The organism is Kitasatospora sp. NPDC032757, from assembly GCF_055579305.1.
This window is the reverse complement of sequence record NZ_JBVINN010000075.1, coordinates 1-14,437: the sequence shown is the minus strand read 5'-3', so window position 1 is coordinate 14,437 and position 14,437 is coordinate 1. Positions and strand designations below refer to the sequence as shown.

The 14,437-nt window shown below is 70.1% G+C and carries 15 protein-coding genes and 1 pseudogene; 6 read left to right on the top strand and 10 right to left on the bottom strand.

From position 1 onward, the window contains the following. Nucleotides 1-913: 913 nt before the first annotated feature. Together ACZ5WK_RS39505 and ACZ5WK_RS39500 are read right to left on the bottom strand one after the other, a co-directional pair. Complete coding sequence (locus tag ACZ5WK_RS39505) at nucleotides 914-1,435, bottom strand: hypothetical protein (RefSeq protein ID WP_465555294.1); 522 nt, start codon at nucleotides 1,433-1,435, stop codon at nucleotides 914-916. Nucleotides 1,436-1,705: 270 nt separating this feature from the next. Continuing rightward, nucleotides 1,706-2,095, bottom strand: coding sequence for a hypothetical protein (locus ACZ5WK_RS39500; protein WP_465555292.1), 390 nt, complete (start codon nucleotides 2,093-2,095; stop codon nucleotides 1,706-1,708). Between the two features lie 7 nt (nucleotides 2,096-2,102). Here ACZ5WK_RS39500 and ACZ5WK_RS39495 point away from each other — a divergent pair, with 7 nt between their 5' ends. Beyond that, nucleotides 2,103-2,444, top strand: coding sequence for a hypothetical protein (locus tag ACZ5WK_RS39495; protein ID WP_465555290.1), 342 nt, complete (start codon nucleotides 2,103-2,105; stop codon nucleotides 2,442-2,444). 60 nt (nucleotides 2,445-2,504) lie between these two features. Here the strand turns inward: ACZ5WK_RS39495 and ACZ5WK_RS39490 are convergent, their stop codons facing one another. Further along, on the bottom strand, nucleotides 2,505-2,630 hold the full coding sequence (locus ACZ5WK_RS39490; protein ID WP_465555288.1) for a hypothetical protein: 126 nt from the start codon (nucleotides 2,628-2,630) through the stop codon (nucleotides 2,505-2,507). Further along, nucleotides 2,624-3,391, bottom strand: coding sequence for a replication-relaxation family protein (locus ACZ5WK_RS39485; protein ID WP_465555286.1), 768 nt, complete (start codon nucleotides 3,389-3,391; stop codon nucleotides 2,624-2,626). Before ACZ5WK_RS39485 ends, ACZ5WK_RS39490 begins: the two co-directional genes overlap by 7 nt. Nucleotides 3,392-4,076: 685 nt before the next feature. On the opposite strand from ACZ5WK_RS39485, the gene ACZ5WK_RS39480 reads away from it, so the two are divergent. Then, complete coding sequence (locus tag ACZ5WK_RS39480) at nucleotides 4,077-4,625, top strand: hypothetical protein (protein WP_465555284.1); 549 nt, start codon at nucleotides 4,077-4,079, stop codon at nucleotides 4,623-4,625. 256 nt (nucleotides 4,626-4,881) lie between these two features. Here ACZ5WK_RS39480 and ACZ5WK_RS39475 read toward each other — a convergent pair whose 3' ends face one another. Next, nucleotides 4,882-5,082, bottom strand: coding sequence for a hypothetical protein (locus ACZ5WK_RS39475; protein ID WP_465555282.1), 201 nt, complete (start codon nucleotides 5,080-5,082; stop codon nucleotides 4,882-4,884). A gap of 392 nt (nucleotides 5,083-5,474) precedes the next feature. Here ACZ5WK_RS39475 and ACZ5WK_RS39470 point away from each other — a divergent pair. Beyond that, nucleotides 5,475-5,600 (top strand): annotated as a pseudogene (locus ACZ5WK_RS39470) (prohibitin family protein); the annotation flags it as partial. Nucleotides 5,601-5,636: 36 nt separating this feature from the next. Next, nucleotides 5,637-5,849 (top strand): hypothetical protein, encoded by a 213-nt coding sequence (locus tag ACZ5WK_RS39465; RefSeq protein WP_465555280.1) that lies wholly within the window; start codon nucleotides 5,637-5,639, stop codon nucleotides 5,847-5,849. A gap of 40 nt (nucleotides 5,850-5,889) precedes the next feature. On the opposite strand, the gene ACZ5WK_RS39460 is transcribed toward ACZ5WK_RS39465, so the two are convergent. Together ACZ5WK_RS39460 and ACZ5WK_RS39455 are read right to left on the bottom strand one after the other, a co-directional pair. Next, entirely contained in the window at nucleotides 5,890-6,582 is a 693-nt protein-coding gene (locus ACZ5WK_RS39460) for a hypothetical protein (protein ID WP_465555278.1), read from the bottom strand. 941 nt (nucleotides 6,583-7,523) lie between these two features. Further along, complete coding sequence (locus tag ACZ5WK_RS39455) at nucleotides 7,524-8,621, bottom strand: tyrosine-type recombinase/integrase (RefSeq protein WP_465555276.1); 1,098 nt, start codon at nucleotides 8,619-8,621, stop codon at nucleotides 7,524-7,526. Between the two features lie 129 nt (nucleotides 8,622-8,750). On the opposite strand from ACZ5WK_RS39455, the gene ACZ5WK_RS39450 reads away from it, so the two are divergent. Beyond that, entirely contained in the window at nucleotides 8,751-9,113 is a 363-nt protein-coding gene (locus ACZ5WK_RS39450) for a hypothetical protein (RefSeq protein WP_465555274.1), read from the top strand. Nucleotides 9,114-9,400: 287 nt separating this feature from the next. After that, the gene (locus ACZ5WK_RS39445; RefSeq protein WP_465555272.1) at nucleotides 9,401-9,904 is read left to right on the top strand and encodes a hypothetical protein; all 504 of its coding nucleotides are present in this window, start codon (nucleotides 9,401-9,403) and stop codon (nucleotides 9,902-9,904) included. Nucleotides 9,905-9,926: 22 nt separating this feature from the next. Here the strand turns inward: ACZ5WK_RS39445 and ACZ5WK_RS39440 are convergent, their stop codons facing one another. The 3 genes from ACZ5WK_RS39440 to ACZ5WK_RS39430 form a co-directional block, all read right to left on the bottom strand. Beyond that, entirely contained in the window at nucleotides 9,927-12,035 is a 2,109-nt protein-coding gene (locus ACZ5WK_RS39440) for an NACHT domain-containing protein (protein ID WP_465555296.1), read from the bottom strand. A 501-nt stretch (nucleotides 12,036-12,536) separates the two neighbouring features. Next, nucleotides 12,537-13,079, bottom strand: a complete 543-nt coding sequence (locus ACZ5WK_RS39435; protein ID WP_465555271.1) for a hypothetical protein — start codon at nucleotides 13,077-13,079, stop codon at nucleotides 12,537-12,539. Then, nucleotides 13,076-14,107, bottom strand: coding sequence for a TniB family NTP-binding protein (locus tag ACZ5WK_RS39430; protein ID WP_465555269.1), 1,032 nt, complete (start codon nucleotides 14,105-14,107; stop codon nucleotides 13,076-13,078). Before ACZ5WK_RS39430 ends, ACZ5WK_RS39435 begins: the two co-directional genes overlap by 4 nt. Nucleotides 14,108-14,437 lie beyond the last annotated feature (330 nt).

The following is a 14,437-nucleotide window of genomic DNA, read 5'->3' as shown; positions in this document are numbered from 1 at the left end:
CAACCGACTCCAGTACCGCCCCGACGTCCTCGACGGCTTCCTCGCCGGAACCGGACTCTCCCTCGACCTACCACCCTGAAAAGCCGAAGTCAGTAATTGAGACGCCAGGTGGCCGAGAGTCTCAGGCGATCGGGTCTCGGACAGTTGGATGCCGAGCGTTGTCTCAGTTGATCTGGCCCAAGTGACGCTGTTTCGAACGTCATGCGAATGACCGGCGGTGCTGTGGCAGCATGCGTGCATGGCATCCGAGGTATGGGAAGACGAGGGCGACTACTACTGCTTTCAAGCGGCTCATGTGGAGTCCGAGGAAGCTTGGATCTTCGAGTTTGAGTGAGGCCCGCACAGCACCCGCCATCTGGGCGGGGACACACCATCAGGACGCCGTCATGCCCGGCATCGTCGCGGTCACCGTTGTCGCCCACGACCCGGACGTAGAGAAGCCACCGTATGTGCGCTTCGATCCTGAGCAGACAGTCCCCTTCACGGTACTGAGGCAATTCGTTCAGGTGCCTCTCCCGCTCCCGGTACTGGGCGGCGGCCGCGAGGTTGCGGCGCTCTTTCTCCGCGTGCGTCACCCTCCCCGCCGGCTTCTGCTCGGCGGGCAGCGGTTCCAGCCCGAGGACGTGCTCCAGCGCCCACTGCTGCGCGGGGCTGAGCTTGTTCCGGCCGGTCTGCTGGGCGCGGCGAAGGCGGCGTTCGAGTCCTCGCTGCGCCGCCCGTGGGCCCGTACGCACGACCTGCGGCTGTGGCCCACCGTCTACCCGCCCACTGGCCGGGCGGGGTGGGCACGGTGCGCTCCCGAGTCCTGCCACGAGAAGCACCGGCAGCGGCAGCCGGACCCACGCGGCTGCACCGCGAGGCCGATGCCTGCTGCGCGGATCGCGGGGCACCCGGTCGTCGGACTCTCCTCGGATCAGCCGGTCTTGACCCAGTCCTGGCAGGCGGTCGTCTTGAAGAGCTTGTCCCCCGGCTTGATGGTGATGGTGGCGGGGCCCTGTACGGTGTCGTTGGCAATGATGGAACCGACGCCGTCGCCGCCGTTGTTGCGTTCCCAGTAGCACATCCCGATGCCACCGGCCTTGGGGCCCTTGCTCTTGTAGGTGCCGGGCTGGACGTCGACGCCGACCTCGTAGCTGCCGTCGCCACCGATCGTCTCGCCCTTGGGCTTGTCCGGCGTGCTCGGCGCCACGGGGGCCGCAGGGGCCTCGGCTGTCACGGTGACGGTGGCGGTGGGAAGCGGGGCGGGAACCTTGGCCGCCGCAGCGGGAACGGTGACCGTGGCAGTGACGGTGGGTGCGGCCGCCGGGGTGCCGCTCTTCTTGTCCCCGCCTCCCGCCGCGCCGACGGCGATGCCGACGATCAGGGCGACGGGGGCGACGACGCGGACCTTTCGGTAGACGGGGCGCTTGGGGGCGTTCTGAACAGGGTGGCTCATGAAGGACGTTCTTCCTCTGAGGGTGGTGCTCGGACAGCGGCGCCACCCTTGCGCATCCCGGGGCGGCGGCGAGGGCATGTGATCGAACCGTGTCCCACCAGCAGAGGACTCGTGGCGTGACCGGCCTGCCCGACGACGCCGTTGCGGTGCCGGCACTCCCGCGCGATTCCTCGTTCCTGCGACTCCCGAGCGGTGACCGGGCGGTTCGACGGCGTGCGGGACGGGGGTGGAGGCCCTGCAGTTGCGGAGTGCCCGGTCGGGGTGTCGGGCTCAGTCGACGGATTCCCACTGGTCGTCGTCGACGGAGAAGACCTCGGGGTTGCGTCGGAGCCGGTCGCGCTGCCGATCGGTCAGCCGGGCGGCGAACCTGCGGACCTCGTCGCACGCGTGCAGCAGGGTGCCGTCCAGTCCGGCGAGCAGTGCGCGCAGATCGCCGTCGTCAGCCACGGCGATGGAGTACTGGCCCACGACGCGGTGCGGGCCGAGGACGCGGTGGTAGCGGGCGACGCCGCCGACGCAGTCGTGCTCGACGTACTCGACCTGGCGGTCGCCACGCAGTGCGGCGAGCTGATCCGCGTCCGAACCCCCCGGCCTGGAGAAGGACTCCCTCGGGGCCGACAGCCGCTGCAGCCCGCTTAACTCCGGCCCGGGCTCCGTCAAGTGGCGGGTGTGCACGCGAGTCCAGGCCGACCGGATCTCCTTCGCCCTGGAGATCACCAACCGAGGCACCGGACCGGCGACGGTCAAGGCCCGCCTCAAGTACACCGCGAAAACCTCCGACTTCCGCACCTGCCCGGGAGTGGCGGACCTCCAGATGCTGACCATCCCAGCCAGTCAGACTCTGACCACCGACACTGCCCAGTGCAGCGTCCCCCGCACCTCCAGCCCCACCGCCTACACCGGCGTCGGCTGGGTCGTCGCCCCGGACGCCGACTATGGCACCCGCGTCCTGTCACCCGGCGCTCACGTCTATCCAGGCGAGATCCACTGGGCGCCCGACGTGCTGTAGCCAGCCTCAGCCCCCGCGATCCCGCGCGTCTGCCACCCGCCCCGGACCGACCGCTGCGCCCTACAGCTCCCAGGCCCCGCACAGGGGCCGCGTGTGGTCGGTGAGGGTGTGCCACACCGCCGCGCTGGTGCCGTGCTGCTCCAGGTCGGCCAGGCGGGCCGCGTCGGCCTTCACGGTCATCAGCATCCGGGCGACCTGCGGGTGGGCATCCGCGATGCTCTGGAGGTCGCGGATGCGCTGCCGGGCGGCCCGCTCGCCGGTGTCGGCGAGGACGAACAGCAGCCGCGGGAAGACCACGTAGTGCTGCTGCCGGGCCGGCAGGATGCTCTGCGCGCCGGCGGTGCGCCGCAGATGCGCGGGGACGGGGTGGTGGTCGCGGAAGCGGCGTATCCGATGAGCTTGGCGGCGAGCTTCTCGCTGGCCATGGTGCCGCGGTCGACCTCGACGAACGCCCGGCACAGCCTCCGGCCGCCCGCGACGGCGGTGTAGTGCAGCAGCCCGTCGGGGATGACCGCACCGCCTTGGCCTTCGCCGTAGCGGTGGTAGACCTCCGGCAGGAAGTCCAGCGGCCGGCACTCGTCCCCGGCCGTCCTGGCGCTAGCGACGAAGGCGGCCTGGGTGCGGGTGACGGCCAGGATGTGCCCGACCCGCAGCCGCGCCTCGGTCTTGTCCTCGGGCAGCGGCGGGGAGGCCACGCCCTCCAGTTCCGGGAAGCGGGCGGCGATCCGCGCGCCCCGCTCGGTCAGGTACCAGGCCCGCAGCCTGCCGGCCTGCGGGAGTACGACGTCCTCGACCAGGCCCTCGTCCTTGAGCCGGCGAAGGCGTCGGCGCATCAGCTCCGGCCGGCTGTCGGGGGTGTGCAGGACGCGCAGCTGCTCGGCCGTGGCCATCCGGAACTGGTACAGCGCAGCAACCACGGCGTGGTCGATCTCGGGCGGCGTCGCCATCACGGGCTCCTCAAAGGTCGGTGCCCGCCGCCCGGTGGCGGCGAGCACCCGTAGGGAAGCCCGCGCCTCTCACCACTTTTCTTACCAAGATCGGCCCATCCGGTCACGATCCGACAACGGGTGCACTAACCGGTGCGACAACCGGTGGTGAGAACCAGTGCATCAACCGGTGGCCGCCCATCCCGGCCGCTGCACCCGGATTCCGGGTAAAACAGCAGGTCAGATGCCGTGGTGAGTCGCCGTCAAGGCGAAACTTGCCACCCCGACAACCCTCTCCTTCCCCTTCCTGTCCTTGGCTTTGTGGGCGGTGGTTGGCTGGTTGGGTGGGGCGGTGGCGTTGAGGGTTTGCTGCGCCTGCGGCGGGCCTTTTCTTCTCTCGCGTCCGGCTGGTGCCGGCCGCTCGCGGTGGGGTGGGGGCCGGGGCTTGCGGGCGGCGCTGGAAGGCCGCCAGACCGCCCCCGCCGGGCCTGCCCGCCGCCGATTCCTCTAACGCGGCGGCACAGACGGGCAGAGGCGGCCTGAAGCGCTTCTTGGTGGCCACGCTCGGCCACCGGGCGCGGCGCGCTCGCCGCGTCGCTTCGGCCTCCGGTGGCGAGATGACGAGACTGCCGCCTTCTGCTCCCGGCCTGGTGGCCGGGTTGGCCAAGGGCGTACCTCGGGTGGCCCTGGGTCGTTGGGCAGGGATATGGAATGGACATCTCACCTCAAGGCGCTGAACGACGCCGTCGAAGCCCGGAACCAGGCGATTACGGCAGTGCGCCTGACCGACGCCCATGTGGCGGAGCTGACCGCACAGGCTGCCGCAGCCGGGGCGCCGGGCGCGTCGCTGGCCCGGGTGCTGGCAGGGCTCCAGCCTCTGCTGGCTCAGGAGCGTCCCCACGTCTGTGGCCCGAGTCCGGTCGTCCCGCCGGTCCAGCCCGCTCCGGAACCCCCAGGTGAGCAGGGCTGGCCGGACGGCCTCGAGAGGTACACCCTCCAGCAAGCATGGGAGCACGGCCTGCTGCCCTGGAAGGCCAGCACCACCAGGACGTACCGCGCCCGCTCCACCCGGCGCGGAATTCCCTTCCCCGAGGGCATACAGGACAAGTCGGGGACGCACCGCTACACCAAGGAGGAACTCCGTGCATGGCTCGCGGCGTGGACCGCGCCGGCCCGATCCGAGAACCTACCCCTGCCTCAGCAACGGTCCGCGCCGGGGCCGCTGACCGCACCAGAGCCCGCCTCCGCCGACTGACTACGAGCCTGCAACACAGGGGTGCAACGCGGCCCCGCGTTGCACCCCTGAACTGGGCTTTTGCCCTCCTGGGCGGGCCGGGCGGTGCCGTGTTGCACTTCGGCGGCCAGCCTCGCGGGATGTGCGAGCTACTCCCAGCGCATCCCGAGTTCGGTGAGACGCTCGGGTGCTCGCACCGCCGCCCCAGCCACTTCGTCCAAGTAAGACCGCTGGCCCGTCGTAGCCGCGCTCGGCGTACCAGCGCGGCGGAGACTTGTCAGACCTGATCGGGCTGGTTGGGTGTGCGGTACCGCCAGAGAGCGAACAACCGGTGGTCATGCTCGGAGAAGGCATCGAGCGGTCCGACCCGCTCGTACGCCTGCTCGGCCCGTGGATCTTCGCGGCGGGCGAGCGCGAAGGCCGCCTCCAGACGCAGGTCCTTGTCCTCCTCGTCGAGGAGGACAAGGAAGGCATCCAAGCGTCGGGAGGCCGTCAGCTGCGGGTGACGGCGCGACAGCGGCTTCGCCCGGCCCCCACACGCCTACCGCAACTGGCGGCAGCCGCTGTGACCCGCACGGCGTTCACGTACGGCTGCCGACGGCCTGACCTCCTGGCTCGGCCGTCCAGGTCCTGCCTACTGTAAGCATGTCGCTGCGGCCAGCGGCCCGGCCAAGGTAGTTGGTCGAGCTGGACCTGATCGCCGGGGCGGCGCGTCTTTGGATTGACGTCGGTGAAGATCCCGCCGACAGCCGGGAGATCGTCCGCAACGTCTTCGCCCGCCACTCCGCTCCTCCGAGGGCGGGGTGCTGTTCGCCGACCTCACGGTGAAGTGGTCCCAGCGTCGAGGGCTACAGCTCGCAGCGGGAGGCGATCAGCTCGGAGATCGACAAGCTGGTCACCGCCCGGCTGGCCCCGCGCGGGATCCTCGTCGACGGCGTCAACCTGCGCAACGTCCGGCCGAGCGACGGCCTGCAGAAGGCCATCGATCAGAAGATCGCGCAGGACCAGGCCACCGCCCAGGCGGAGGCGGCCGTGCGCACGGCCAAGGCCGAGGCGGAGAAGCGCAAGATCGAGGCCGAGAGCACCGCGGCCGCCAACGCCGCGATCGCCAACTCGCTCACCGACAAGATCCTACTGAGTCAGTGCATCGAGGCCTTCAAGGCCGTGGCCGAGAAGAACCCTGTCTACGCCAGCCCCTGCGGTGCCAACGGCACGCCCGTCATCGTGGACGGCACCAAGCGCTGAGGCACCACGCGCTGAGACCGCTGGGCGGCGGCCGGCCGGCTCAGGCCTGCGGGGCCTGGGCCGGGCCGTCGCCGGCAGGCCCGTCGGCCGGGCCATCCTGGTGGGCGGCCGCGCGCACCAGGTCGGGCAGCAGATCCGCCACTGCCGCGGTCAGCGCCCCCAGCGCCCGGCCGTCGGGGATCGGGTGCCACAGCAGGCACACCTCGCTGTCGAGGAAGGACACCGCCGGCGCCCCGACTGCCAGCAGCCGCTCCTCCAGTCCACCGTGCAGCAGTGCCTCCTCCAGAGCGGCGGTGTCTTCGCCGCGCGGCCCGTAGACCAGGCCCTGCGGCCACCGGATGTGCTGTGCCGCGCTGCTCCAGTCGCGTTCCAGCGTGGCCCGCGAGAGCGGCTGCGCCAGCTTGGTGCAGACGGCCAGCCAGATGTCGACGTCGCCGTCCAGCTGCTTGATCAGGATCGAGACCGTCGCCTCCTTACCCGTGAGCGGCCCGGTCAGCGTGAGCGGCCCGCTCGCCGTCTCGCTCGGGCGGGTCTGGGCGGTCAGCCAGGGGAAGTGGGCCAGGTGGCCCTCCCAGCGGGGCGACTTCAGGGGGTGCAGACGCCAACCCGGCTGCTCCGCCAACCCCTTGATCCCCGTGCCCACCCGCGTGGCCCCCACGGCCTTCCGGGTCCCGCGCACCGCCATGACCACCGCCACGATGAAGGTCAGCCCACAGCTCAGAAGGAACAGCATGCCACCGATCATCGGATCTCCTTCATGGTGCCCTCGGCTTCACCTCGCGGAGGGAAGCGGGGCTCCCCCCCACAGCGAGGCGCGGTGCGTGATCGTCCGTCATGTGACCACCGGTTGATGGGACACGTGGAGCGCGCTCGCCGGTTCCGCTCCCCGACCGATTCGCAGGCGGCGAGGCCGCCGCACACGTCCGGGTGGGTGGGGACGGTCTGCAGCCCGGCGCTGCAGGCGGCCCGGGCCTGAGCGCGGGCCGCGCGTCGGCCCACGCTCAGCGGGCGCGGCGGGCGCGGCGGTGGGCGTGGTGTCAGTAGATCTCGGTCTTGAGCCCGTGGCGGATGTAGTACAGGAACGGGGTCTTGCCGTCCTCGCCGTTCTTCATGAGAACGACCGGTCCGAAACTCCCCGGCTGCTGCACCAGGTGCAGCGGTCCGCGCCGTGCTGCACCGCTGCTGCTGCACGGGACAGCGGTGCAGCGGTCGGAAGTGCTGCTGTTGCACCTGGTGCTGCACGTTGTCCCGCTGCCCGGCGCAGCACAGCATGTTGTCCCGTCACCGGCCGTAGCCGCCCGCCCCCTTGTCCTGCTACCCGCCGACCCCTTGTCCGGGGTTGTCCCGCGCAACGGCCCGGTTGTCCCGCTGCGCATGCGCAACCCGCTGCGCAACGGCGCCTTGCGCATGCGCAGTGGCCTGCTTGCCAACATGCGCATGCGCATCCGCCGGACCCGGCCCGGTGCGCAATCGGCCCGGCCGACCGCCCGGCCAAGGCCTGCGGCGGCCGCGTCTGCGATCCCCGTCGCACCGCCCCCACCTGCGGATTCGCACCCGGCGCGATGGCGGCGCGCCCGCCGTTGCGCATCGCGGGCCGGGCGGTCGCGATCCCGGATCGCACCGTCGCACCCGCCCCGGCCGTTGCGCAGCCGGCGGTTGCGCGGGCCGTCGCAGTCACAGCACGCCGGCGGTGCAGCACGCACTGCTGCTGCACCGCCGGAAGCAGCAGCAGGGTGTAGCAAGGGCCGCCTTGCTACGCATCTGCGACGTTGCTGCCGAAGGCGCGGCGGGCCATGTGCGGGCCAACCTTCCGGGACAGCTTCGCGCGGCGAGCAAGGCGCTCGCAAGCTCGCCGAGCGCGTCGGGGGTCATCGGGGCGCCGAGCGGTGCACGGAACAGGTTGACCAGCAGGAAGTCACTGCCGCCCGCCCCGAGGAGCTCGTGGCGCTCGTCGGTGTACTGGTCGAATGCCTGGACCACGAGGAAGTCGACGGGCATGACCCACGCCTGCTTCGACTTCGACCAGGCCCCGTTGCTGTTCTCCCGCCGCTTCACGTGCAGGTGCCCTCCGGCATGATCGCAGCCTAGCGCGCGGGAGTCCGCGAGCAGGTGGCAGTCGGCCCGGCGCAGCCCGGCTGCCTGGCCGCGGCGCAGACCGACGCGGCCCAGCAGAAGCACGATCAGTCGGTCCCGGGCGTTGCGGCAGGCCAGGAACATGGCCACCAACTCCTCATTGGTGGCGCGGTCGACGTCCGCCTCCGGCTCCCGAAGCCGGTGGCGGGCCCTCAGCCGGTAGGAGAGGCCGCTGTCCTCCCCTTGCGCCGCCGACGGCAGGTCCCGGCTGTCGGCCAGCTCGTAGATCTGTCCCAGCACCAAGCACGGAGCCTCACCAATCGACACCGCGTGCGAGAGCAGTCCCCGTACTGCGGCCAGCACCGCGTTGATCCTCCGCTCGCCGCGTGCCGGCTCGGCTCCGGGCCCGAGCATCACCACGCCGGCGCCGCTGGCCGGACGGGAGGGGGAGTACTTCAGCCAGACGATGAACAGACCCAGATCCTGGGCCGCTGTCGGCCACTGCCGGCCAGTCGCCTGGCACCATCGCAGATAGAGCGCCGCACCGCCGGCATGGGACTTGGTGGTCAGCTCGGCTCTGCTCTGACCGAACCGCAGGTAGTGCAGCCAGTGATCGGCGGCCGGAACAACCTCCAGATCATCGTCGACAACTGTCCAGTACCGGCTGCCCGAAGGCAGGACGATGGGGAAAGCCCGCACGCGCAACTCCAGAATCTGACGGCTGATGCAACAACCCGCCACAGAGCCGCACCCACTGAGAACGAGTCCCAGCGGAACAACGACGCGCCCTCACACCACGTCACACCACACCCGTCGTCACCCTAGAGAATGCGCGAGCTGGCCGGCCGCCAGGAGAGCGAGGACCACGCCCGAGTCCTGGAGCACGCGGCCGCGGGGATCGAGCGGGCCAGCCACCAGGAGGTGATCCCCGGCGGCGAAGGCCAGCTGGCCGAGGAGCTGCGCTACTCGCTCGCAGCGGACGTGCTGCTCGGCGCCACCCACACCGGCACCCTGCCCGACCTCGCGCCGGGCGAGCGGATGCCGCTGGTCGCGGTGTGCGCACTCGCGGCCGCCATGCCGTCCTGCGTGCTCGGCGACCTGCCGCGCGAGCTCACCCTGCTCGCCGACGAACTGGACGCCGCCACCACCGCCGGCCGCGCCGCCACCACGGCCACCGGTTCCGCCGGGTGAGCACGACCAGGCGCCGGGCACTCGGGCCCGGCGCCGCCCGGGTGCTGACCGACACCGTCCGGGCGCCCCGCACTCCGCCGCCGTGGTCGCTGTCCTCTGACAGGTGATCTTGACCGTTTGACAGGTGACTTTGACGGCCGGGGAGTCTTTGAGGATCGTCAGCTCGGCTTGTCTGAAAGTCCATTGAGTTGGGAGCACGTTGCTGTTGGACGGGGCATGCTCTGTGGGCGGGCTGCCCGTCCACGGTGGGCAGACACGACAACCGACAAGTTGACCTGGGAGTGGTGATGGATCCGATCTCGGCAGCCGCGCTGGCGGCTCTGGCAGGCGGCGTCGGTGGTGAAGCCGGGAAGCAGGCATGGACGGCGTTGAGCGCACTGGTCCGCCGCCCGTTCCGTCACAGCGATGCGGACAGCAGCGAGAGCGGTGCGCTTGTGGTGAGTTCCGGTGAGGCCGAACTTACGGCGCTGGCACAGGATCCAGGTGAGTTGGAGCGGGCCCAGCGGTTGAGTACGGCGCTTGCTGTTCGTGCCGCGCTCAACGCAGAGTTTCGGCTTGGGCTGGAGAGCTGGTGGCAGCAGGCCCAATCGGTGCGGGCGAGTGAGGGTGCGGTGACTAACGAGGTCAGTGGGGGCACGCAGTACGGTCCCGTCGTCCTGGGCAGGGACTTCTCCGGCCTCACCATCACCAACCAGGGGTCGCCCGGGCCCCGCACCGCACCCGGTGAGCCAGCCCGCTCTGACCCGACTGGTTCGACGTCTTCCGCCGAGGGGGTCTCGCGCGGGGACTGAATCAAGGGCACACGAATCCGGCTCAGGCCTTCCCCGCAAGTCGACGCTGCAGTTCAGCGTGGCGAAGTTGATAAGTGGAGCCGACCTGTCGGAGTACTCCTCGCCTGTGTGCGTCAGCAAGGAACGGCATCAAGCGCCACGGTACGTGGCCGCGTAGGGCGAGCCACCATCGGGAAATCGTGAACGATCCGTACCTGGCCTGGAGAAAGCCCCAGGCCAGGCCGGTCGCCAGCCCGTCGGCCACACCGGTCAGAACCCCCCGCCACGGCCCGAGCAGCGATGCAATGACAAAGGCGGCAGCGATGCCGATGGCGAGGCCTCCGGCCGACGCGGTGGTCCAGAACGTGGCACGGTCCTGGTCAAGCAAGGTCTGCGGGTCCGCTGCTGCTGTCGCCTCAGCCGGCTTGGCCTCCAGGCCTGCACCGAACGAACCCCCAGCAGCACCCACCAGCCCCGAAAGCAGCCCGTTGAACAAGCCGGCCTGCATGGTGACGGCGATCCCGAGAGCGAGACCGCCACCCAATCCGGTAAGGATGCCGAGAGGCGACCACCGCAGCCCACGTGCCGGAAGGCGACTGTGACCAAAAGTCACCACGCAAGCTGCGGTTACGGCGAACCCGATGCTGTTGACCAGCGGCGCAGAGTCTCCCATCTGAGGCTCACCGACGAACGCCCCGGCGAAGGAAGCCGCGATCCCTCCTGCCAGCCCGGCCCGGAAGCCTCCCAGGAAACCGGGTACAAGGCCCAGCGCGAGTCCGCTGACCACGTACCCTGCCGGGCTCTGGATCCCCAGCGCAGCACGTATACCGAGCCCGAGAGCGGACCCGAGCAGGCTGCCGATCAAGCCTCCTGCGAGCCCTCGGTTGAAACTCCGGGCGGGTGGACTCCACCGGCGACCGATGACCGCCACGACGACGCCGACAACCATGCCGACCCCCAGCCAGGCGCCGAACGGCATCAGCACCCCGGCCGGCACCGCCACGAGTCCCACGACCGCGCCGAGCAATATCCTCGGCGCCGCGTCAGGGAGGGCCCACCACCTCAAGTCGGTGGTTCCCTGCTGGCGGTGTTCGAGGTCATGGGCGAGATAGGTCAGAAAGCGGCCCGCCTGCTCCAGCGTCCAGTTGCTCTTCGTTCGTGAGGACCGGTTGGCCGGGAGTTGGGGCAGTGGCCGTTGGCTTCTATAGGCGGCCGGAACGAAGGCGTCCAGCAGGTGAGCCTGGAGTGCGGTAGCTGAGGGAAACCGGGTTCGGTCCAGAAGCTCGACTGGGTGGCCGACGAGAGGGGGGCGTTGCCCTGGCTGGGATCGCTGGGCGGAGTCGTGTGCCGGGTCAGACGGGTGGCCGTCCCGCCTGGAACTGAGCGCCGTGGGGCCCGCCGAGCCAAGCGATGGATAGTAGGCGACGCGGGCCAGGTATGCCATCAGAGGTGTGGTGAGCAAGTCGCTCAGGGGATGGGGATCGTTCTCGGAGGCAAGCGCGTCGAATACCGCCTGCCAGCGGGCCTCGTGGACTGGGCCACCAGCAGAGTCGCGCAAGTATGAGGCGACGGTATCCAGATTCAACGGCTCGATCTCGATCCCCGCGGCAGCAGTCACCCTGACCTCGGGTCCGTTGCGAGGCCGGACAGTGTCGGCGAACGCGGCGCTGCGCGAGCTGAGGACCATGGCGAGGTTCGGTTGGAGACCGAGAGTGTCATTGATCCGAGCAATCGCACGTCCTCTGACGCCGTCCGGGACTTCGTCCAAGCCATCCAGGACCAGCATGAGCCAGCCGGCATCAAACAGCTCCCGCCCCCTGCTACTTCCTGTCCTGCCGGGGTCGGCGAGCCACGGGTAGTCGATGCCCAGCCGCCGCTCCAGCCATAGATCCAGTTCCTCCCGATCCGGGTCCCACGAAGCGAGCGGTACCAGCACTGGAACCGGATCTCCGGGGCGGCGCCGCGCGAGCAGATCCAACACCAAGCGCACCAGGAGAACGGACTTGCCGGAGCCCGGCTCTCCCAGCACGACCAGGCGACCCGTGGGCACTCTGGTTAGGACCTCTACCAGCTCGCTGCCACCCCCGGACAACGTTTCCGGCCCGGACGCCCAGCCGGACCGCGCTGCTGGCGCCCAACCCGTTCCGGTCATGGCCAGTTGGATCAACGAGTGCCAGGGCTCCATGAGCTCCGAAGCGGCTGGCTTCCAGCGAACCGGAAGCGGATAGGGGTCGTTCAGCCGTCTCAGCGCGGCCTCTTCCCGCCACTGGCGTCTGACAGCAGACGCCAGATCGTCTGCCGCCCTCAACAGCTCAGGATCCCCAGTTGCCCGAACCGGTGGATCGACGGAGTGGTTGATGGTGACGGGACCGAGGAAGTCCCGTCCTAAGACGACCGGGCCGCCGACTCCTGAGAACTCGTTGTGGACATCCCCATCTCCCGTTCGATCCTCCCTCTGTCCATCGCCTCGCATGAACACCCCCCATTTGAAGTACCCCGCCACACCTTGCCCTCGCCCGGACAGCCTGGCCGTGGCCTGAATGACGAGTACGGATCAGACTACCCAGCCGCAACCAACTCATTGGGAGGAAAGAACAGTTGCACGAGCCACCTTGCGGCCCCCAGCCGGCAGCGCACTCGGAAGATTCGGTGCTTAGTCCTTAATATCCGGGTTCGTATAGAGGTCGAGCTCGGCTTGCCGGGTGCGGGCGACTCTTGCGTGGCACCGCTGGGAGCAGGTTGCGCGGGTACTGGCGGCGGTCCGGACGAAGCGGGTGCCGCAGCCGGGGCAGGGGCGGATTTCGCGCCGGTCGGGGAGGACTCTGAGGCTCGAAGGGGCAGTGGTCAGCAGCTCGCTGCGGCGCCGGCAGCGGGCGGAGCACAACCAGGGCTGCGGGCCCGGGTCGGTTCCCGGCCTTGGGAAGCGACCGCAGTACTCGCAGGTCAGCCGATCGGGCGACGGAGGCGGGGTCCGTTGCAGAAGCTCTCGCAGCTCGTCGCGGTCGCGTCCGGCGGCTGCCGCGATGCGGTCCCAGTTGAGCGAGCCGCGGTAGTCGGGCGGGTCGCAGAGGTGGGCGACCAGGGCCATGAACGGGAGGTGGTTGGCCTCGGCGAGGCGGCGGACGAAGTTGTAGGGGCCCTCGCAGGGCCGGGGGAAGACCTGGACGGGCAGCTCGACCACCGGCTGACGGTTCACGGAACGGCCTGCCACCTGCTGCCCTTCCCCTTCTTGGAGGCCTGCGTGGTGGCGGTGACGTCCAACGGGATCGCGTCGAGCCCGTCGCGGGTGATCTTCTCGGTGCCGGTGAGGATGGCGTCGATCGCGGCGCCGCGGATCTGGTGGGAGAGGGCGCCGATCATGCCGCCGGTGCGTTCGTGGAGGTAGCGGTCGAGGGTGACGAGGGTGCCGGGTTCGTGGTGGTGGAGCAGGAGGGTGTCCTCCATGGTCTTGACCAGGCCGGTCCATTCGTCGTTGTAGGGGAAAGGGTGGGTGGGGATGAGGGTGAAGCGGCCGGCGATCTGGGCTCCGCGGGTGCCGGAGAGGATCGTGCTGTGCTCGATGTCGATGCCGGCGTAGATGAAGGTGGCCGGGATGCGCTCGGAGAAGTACTTGAGGGTGTCGGATACCTCGGCACCTTGACGGGTGGTCAGGGAGATGTTGTGCACCTCGTCCACGATCACGAGGCCGCTGCGGACGGTGGTGCAGACGCCGACGACGGACTCGATGATGTCGGCGGTGTTGAGCCTGCCGTGGACCGGTAGGCCGAGGAAGCGGGCGAACTCGGCGGCGATCATACGGGCGGTCGCGGCCGGCGGGACGGTGACGTAGAGGACCGGGATCCGACCCGTGGCCTCGGGGTGGACGGTTCGGTCGGCAAGTTCGTGGGCTAGGCCGAGCTGGGTGATGGCGATCGTCTTGCCGGTCCCGGCCGGGCCGGAGACGATCAGGCCCCGCCGGGCGCTGATCGCGTGCCGGTTCAGCATCACCAGGCGCCGGCCGGTGGTGACGGTGTACCGGACCGTGGAGGTGGCCACCACCAGCAGCCGGGCGTGGTGGTCGAGGCGGGCCTCGTCGAGGTTGCGGCGAGTCTCTTGCGAGTAGGTCGCCAAGACCTTCGGGCTCGGCATCGGCGGCGGTGCCGGGGCGCCGGCCACGAACTTGCGCCAGCCGTCCTTCGTGGTCAGGTGCTGGCCTGCATCGTCCTCGGCGTCCGGCAGGGTCATCGTCGTCTCCAAGGTCTTCGAGCGGGTCGAACAGGCCGAGCGGGATCACCTTCGCAAGCTTCTCCTCGGCCTCGGCTGCCGCAGCCGGCTCGAGTGCCGGTGTGCTCTCGGGCTCGTCGGCAGCCTGGGCAGTCCGCGGAACGGACGGCCCCGCCGCCTTGGTACGGGCGGCGACCCGGCGGTCGCGCTTGGTTGGCCTGGTCCCGGGCTCCGCGGCCGGCCCGGCATTGTCGCGGGTCGTGTGCCACGAACGCTGAAGGAGGCGTCGATGTAGGAGCTTCTGGACGCGGTGCTGTGCGAGAGATGGAGGTAGGTCCTCCGGGGTCGCCC

Excerpts from the sequence above, each read along its gene's own strand:
- ACZ5WK_RS39505 (WP_465555294.1), bottom strand. The coding sequence starts at position 1,435 with ATGAGCCACCCTGTTCAGAACGCCCCCAAGCGCCCCGTCTACCGAAAG.
- ACZ5WK_RS39460 (WP_465555278.1), bottom strand. The coding sequence starts at position 6,582 with ATGCTGTTCCTTCTGAGCTGTGGGCTGACCTTCATCGTGGCGGTGGTC.
- ACZ5WK_RS39485 (WP_465555286.1), bottom strand. The coding sequence starts at position 3,391 with ATGGCGACGCCGCCCGAGATCGACCACGCCGTGGTTGCTGCGCTGTAC.
- ACZ5WK_RS39440 (WP_465555296.1), bottom strand. The coding sequence starts at position 12,035 with ATGACCGGAACGGGTTGGGCGCCAGCAGCGCGGTCCGGCTGGGCGTCC.
- ACZ5WK_RS39445 (WP_465555272.1), top strand. The coding sequence starts at position 9,401 with ATGGATCCGATCTCGGCAGCCGCGCTGGCGGCTCTGGCAGGCGGCGTC.
- ACZ5WK_RS39480 (WP_465555284.1), top strand. The coding sequence starts at position 4,077 with ATGGAATGGACATCTCACCTCAAGGCGCTGAACGACGCCGTCGAAGCC.
- ACZ5WK_RS39430 (WP_465555269.1), bottom strand. The coding sequence starts at position 14,107 with ATGACCCTGCCGGACGCCGAGGACGATGCAGGCCAGCACCTGACCACG.
- ACZ5WK_RS39450 (WP_465555274.1), top strand. The coding sequence starts at position 8,751 with ATGCGCGAGCTGGCCGGCCGCCAGGAGAGCGAGGACCACGCCCGAGTC.
- ACZ5WK_RS39490 (WP_465555288.1), bottom strand. The coding sequence starts at position 2,630 with ATGCTGATGACCGTGAAGGCCGACGCGGCCCGCCTGGCCGACCTGGAG.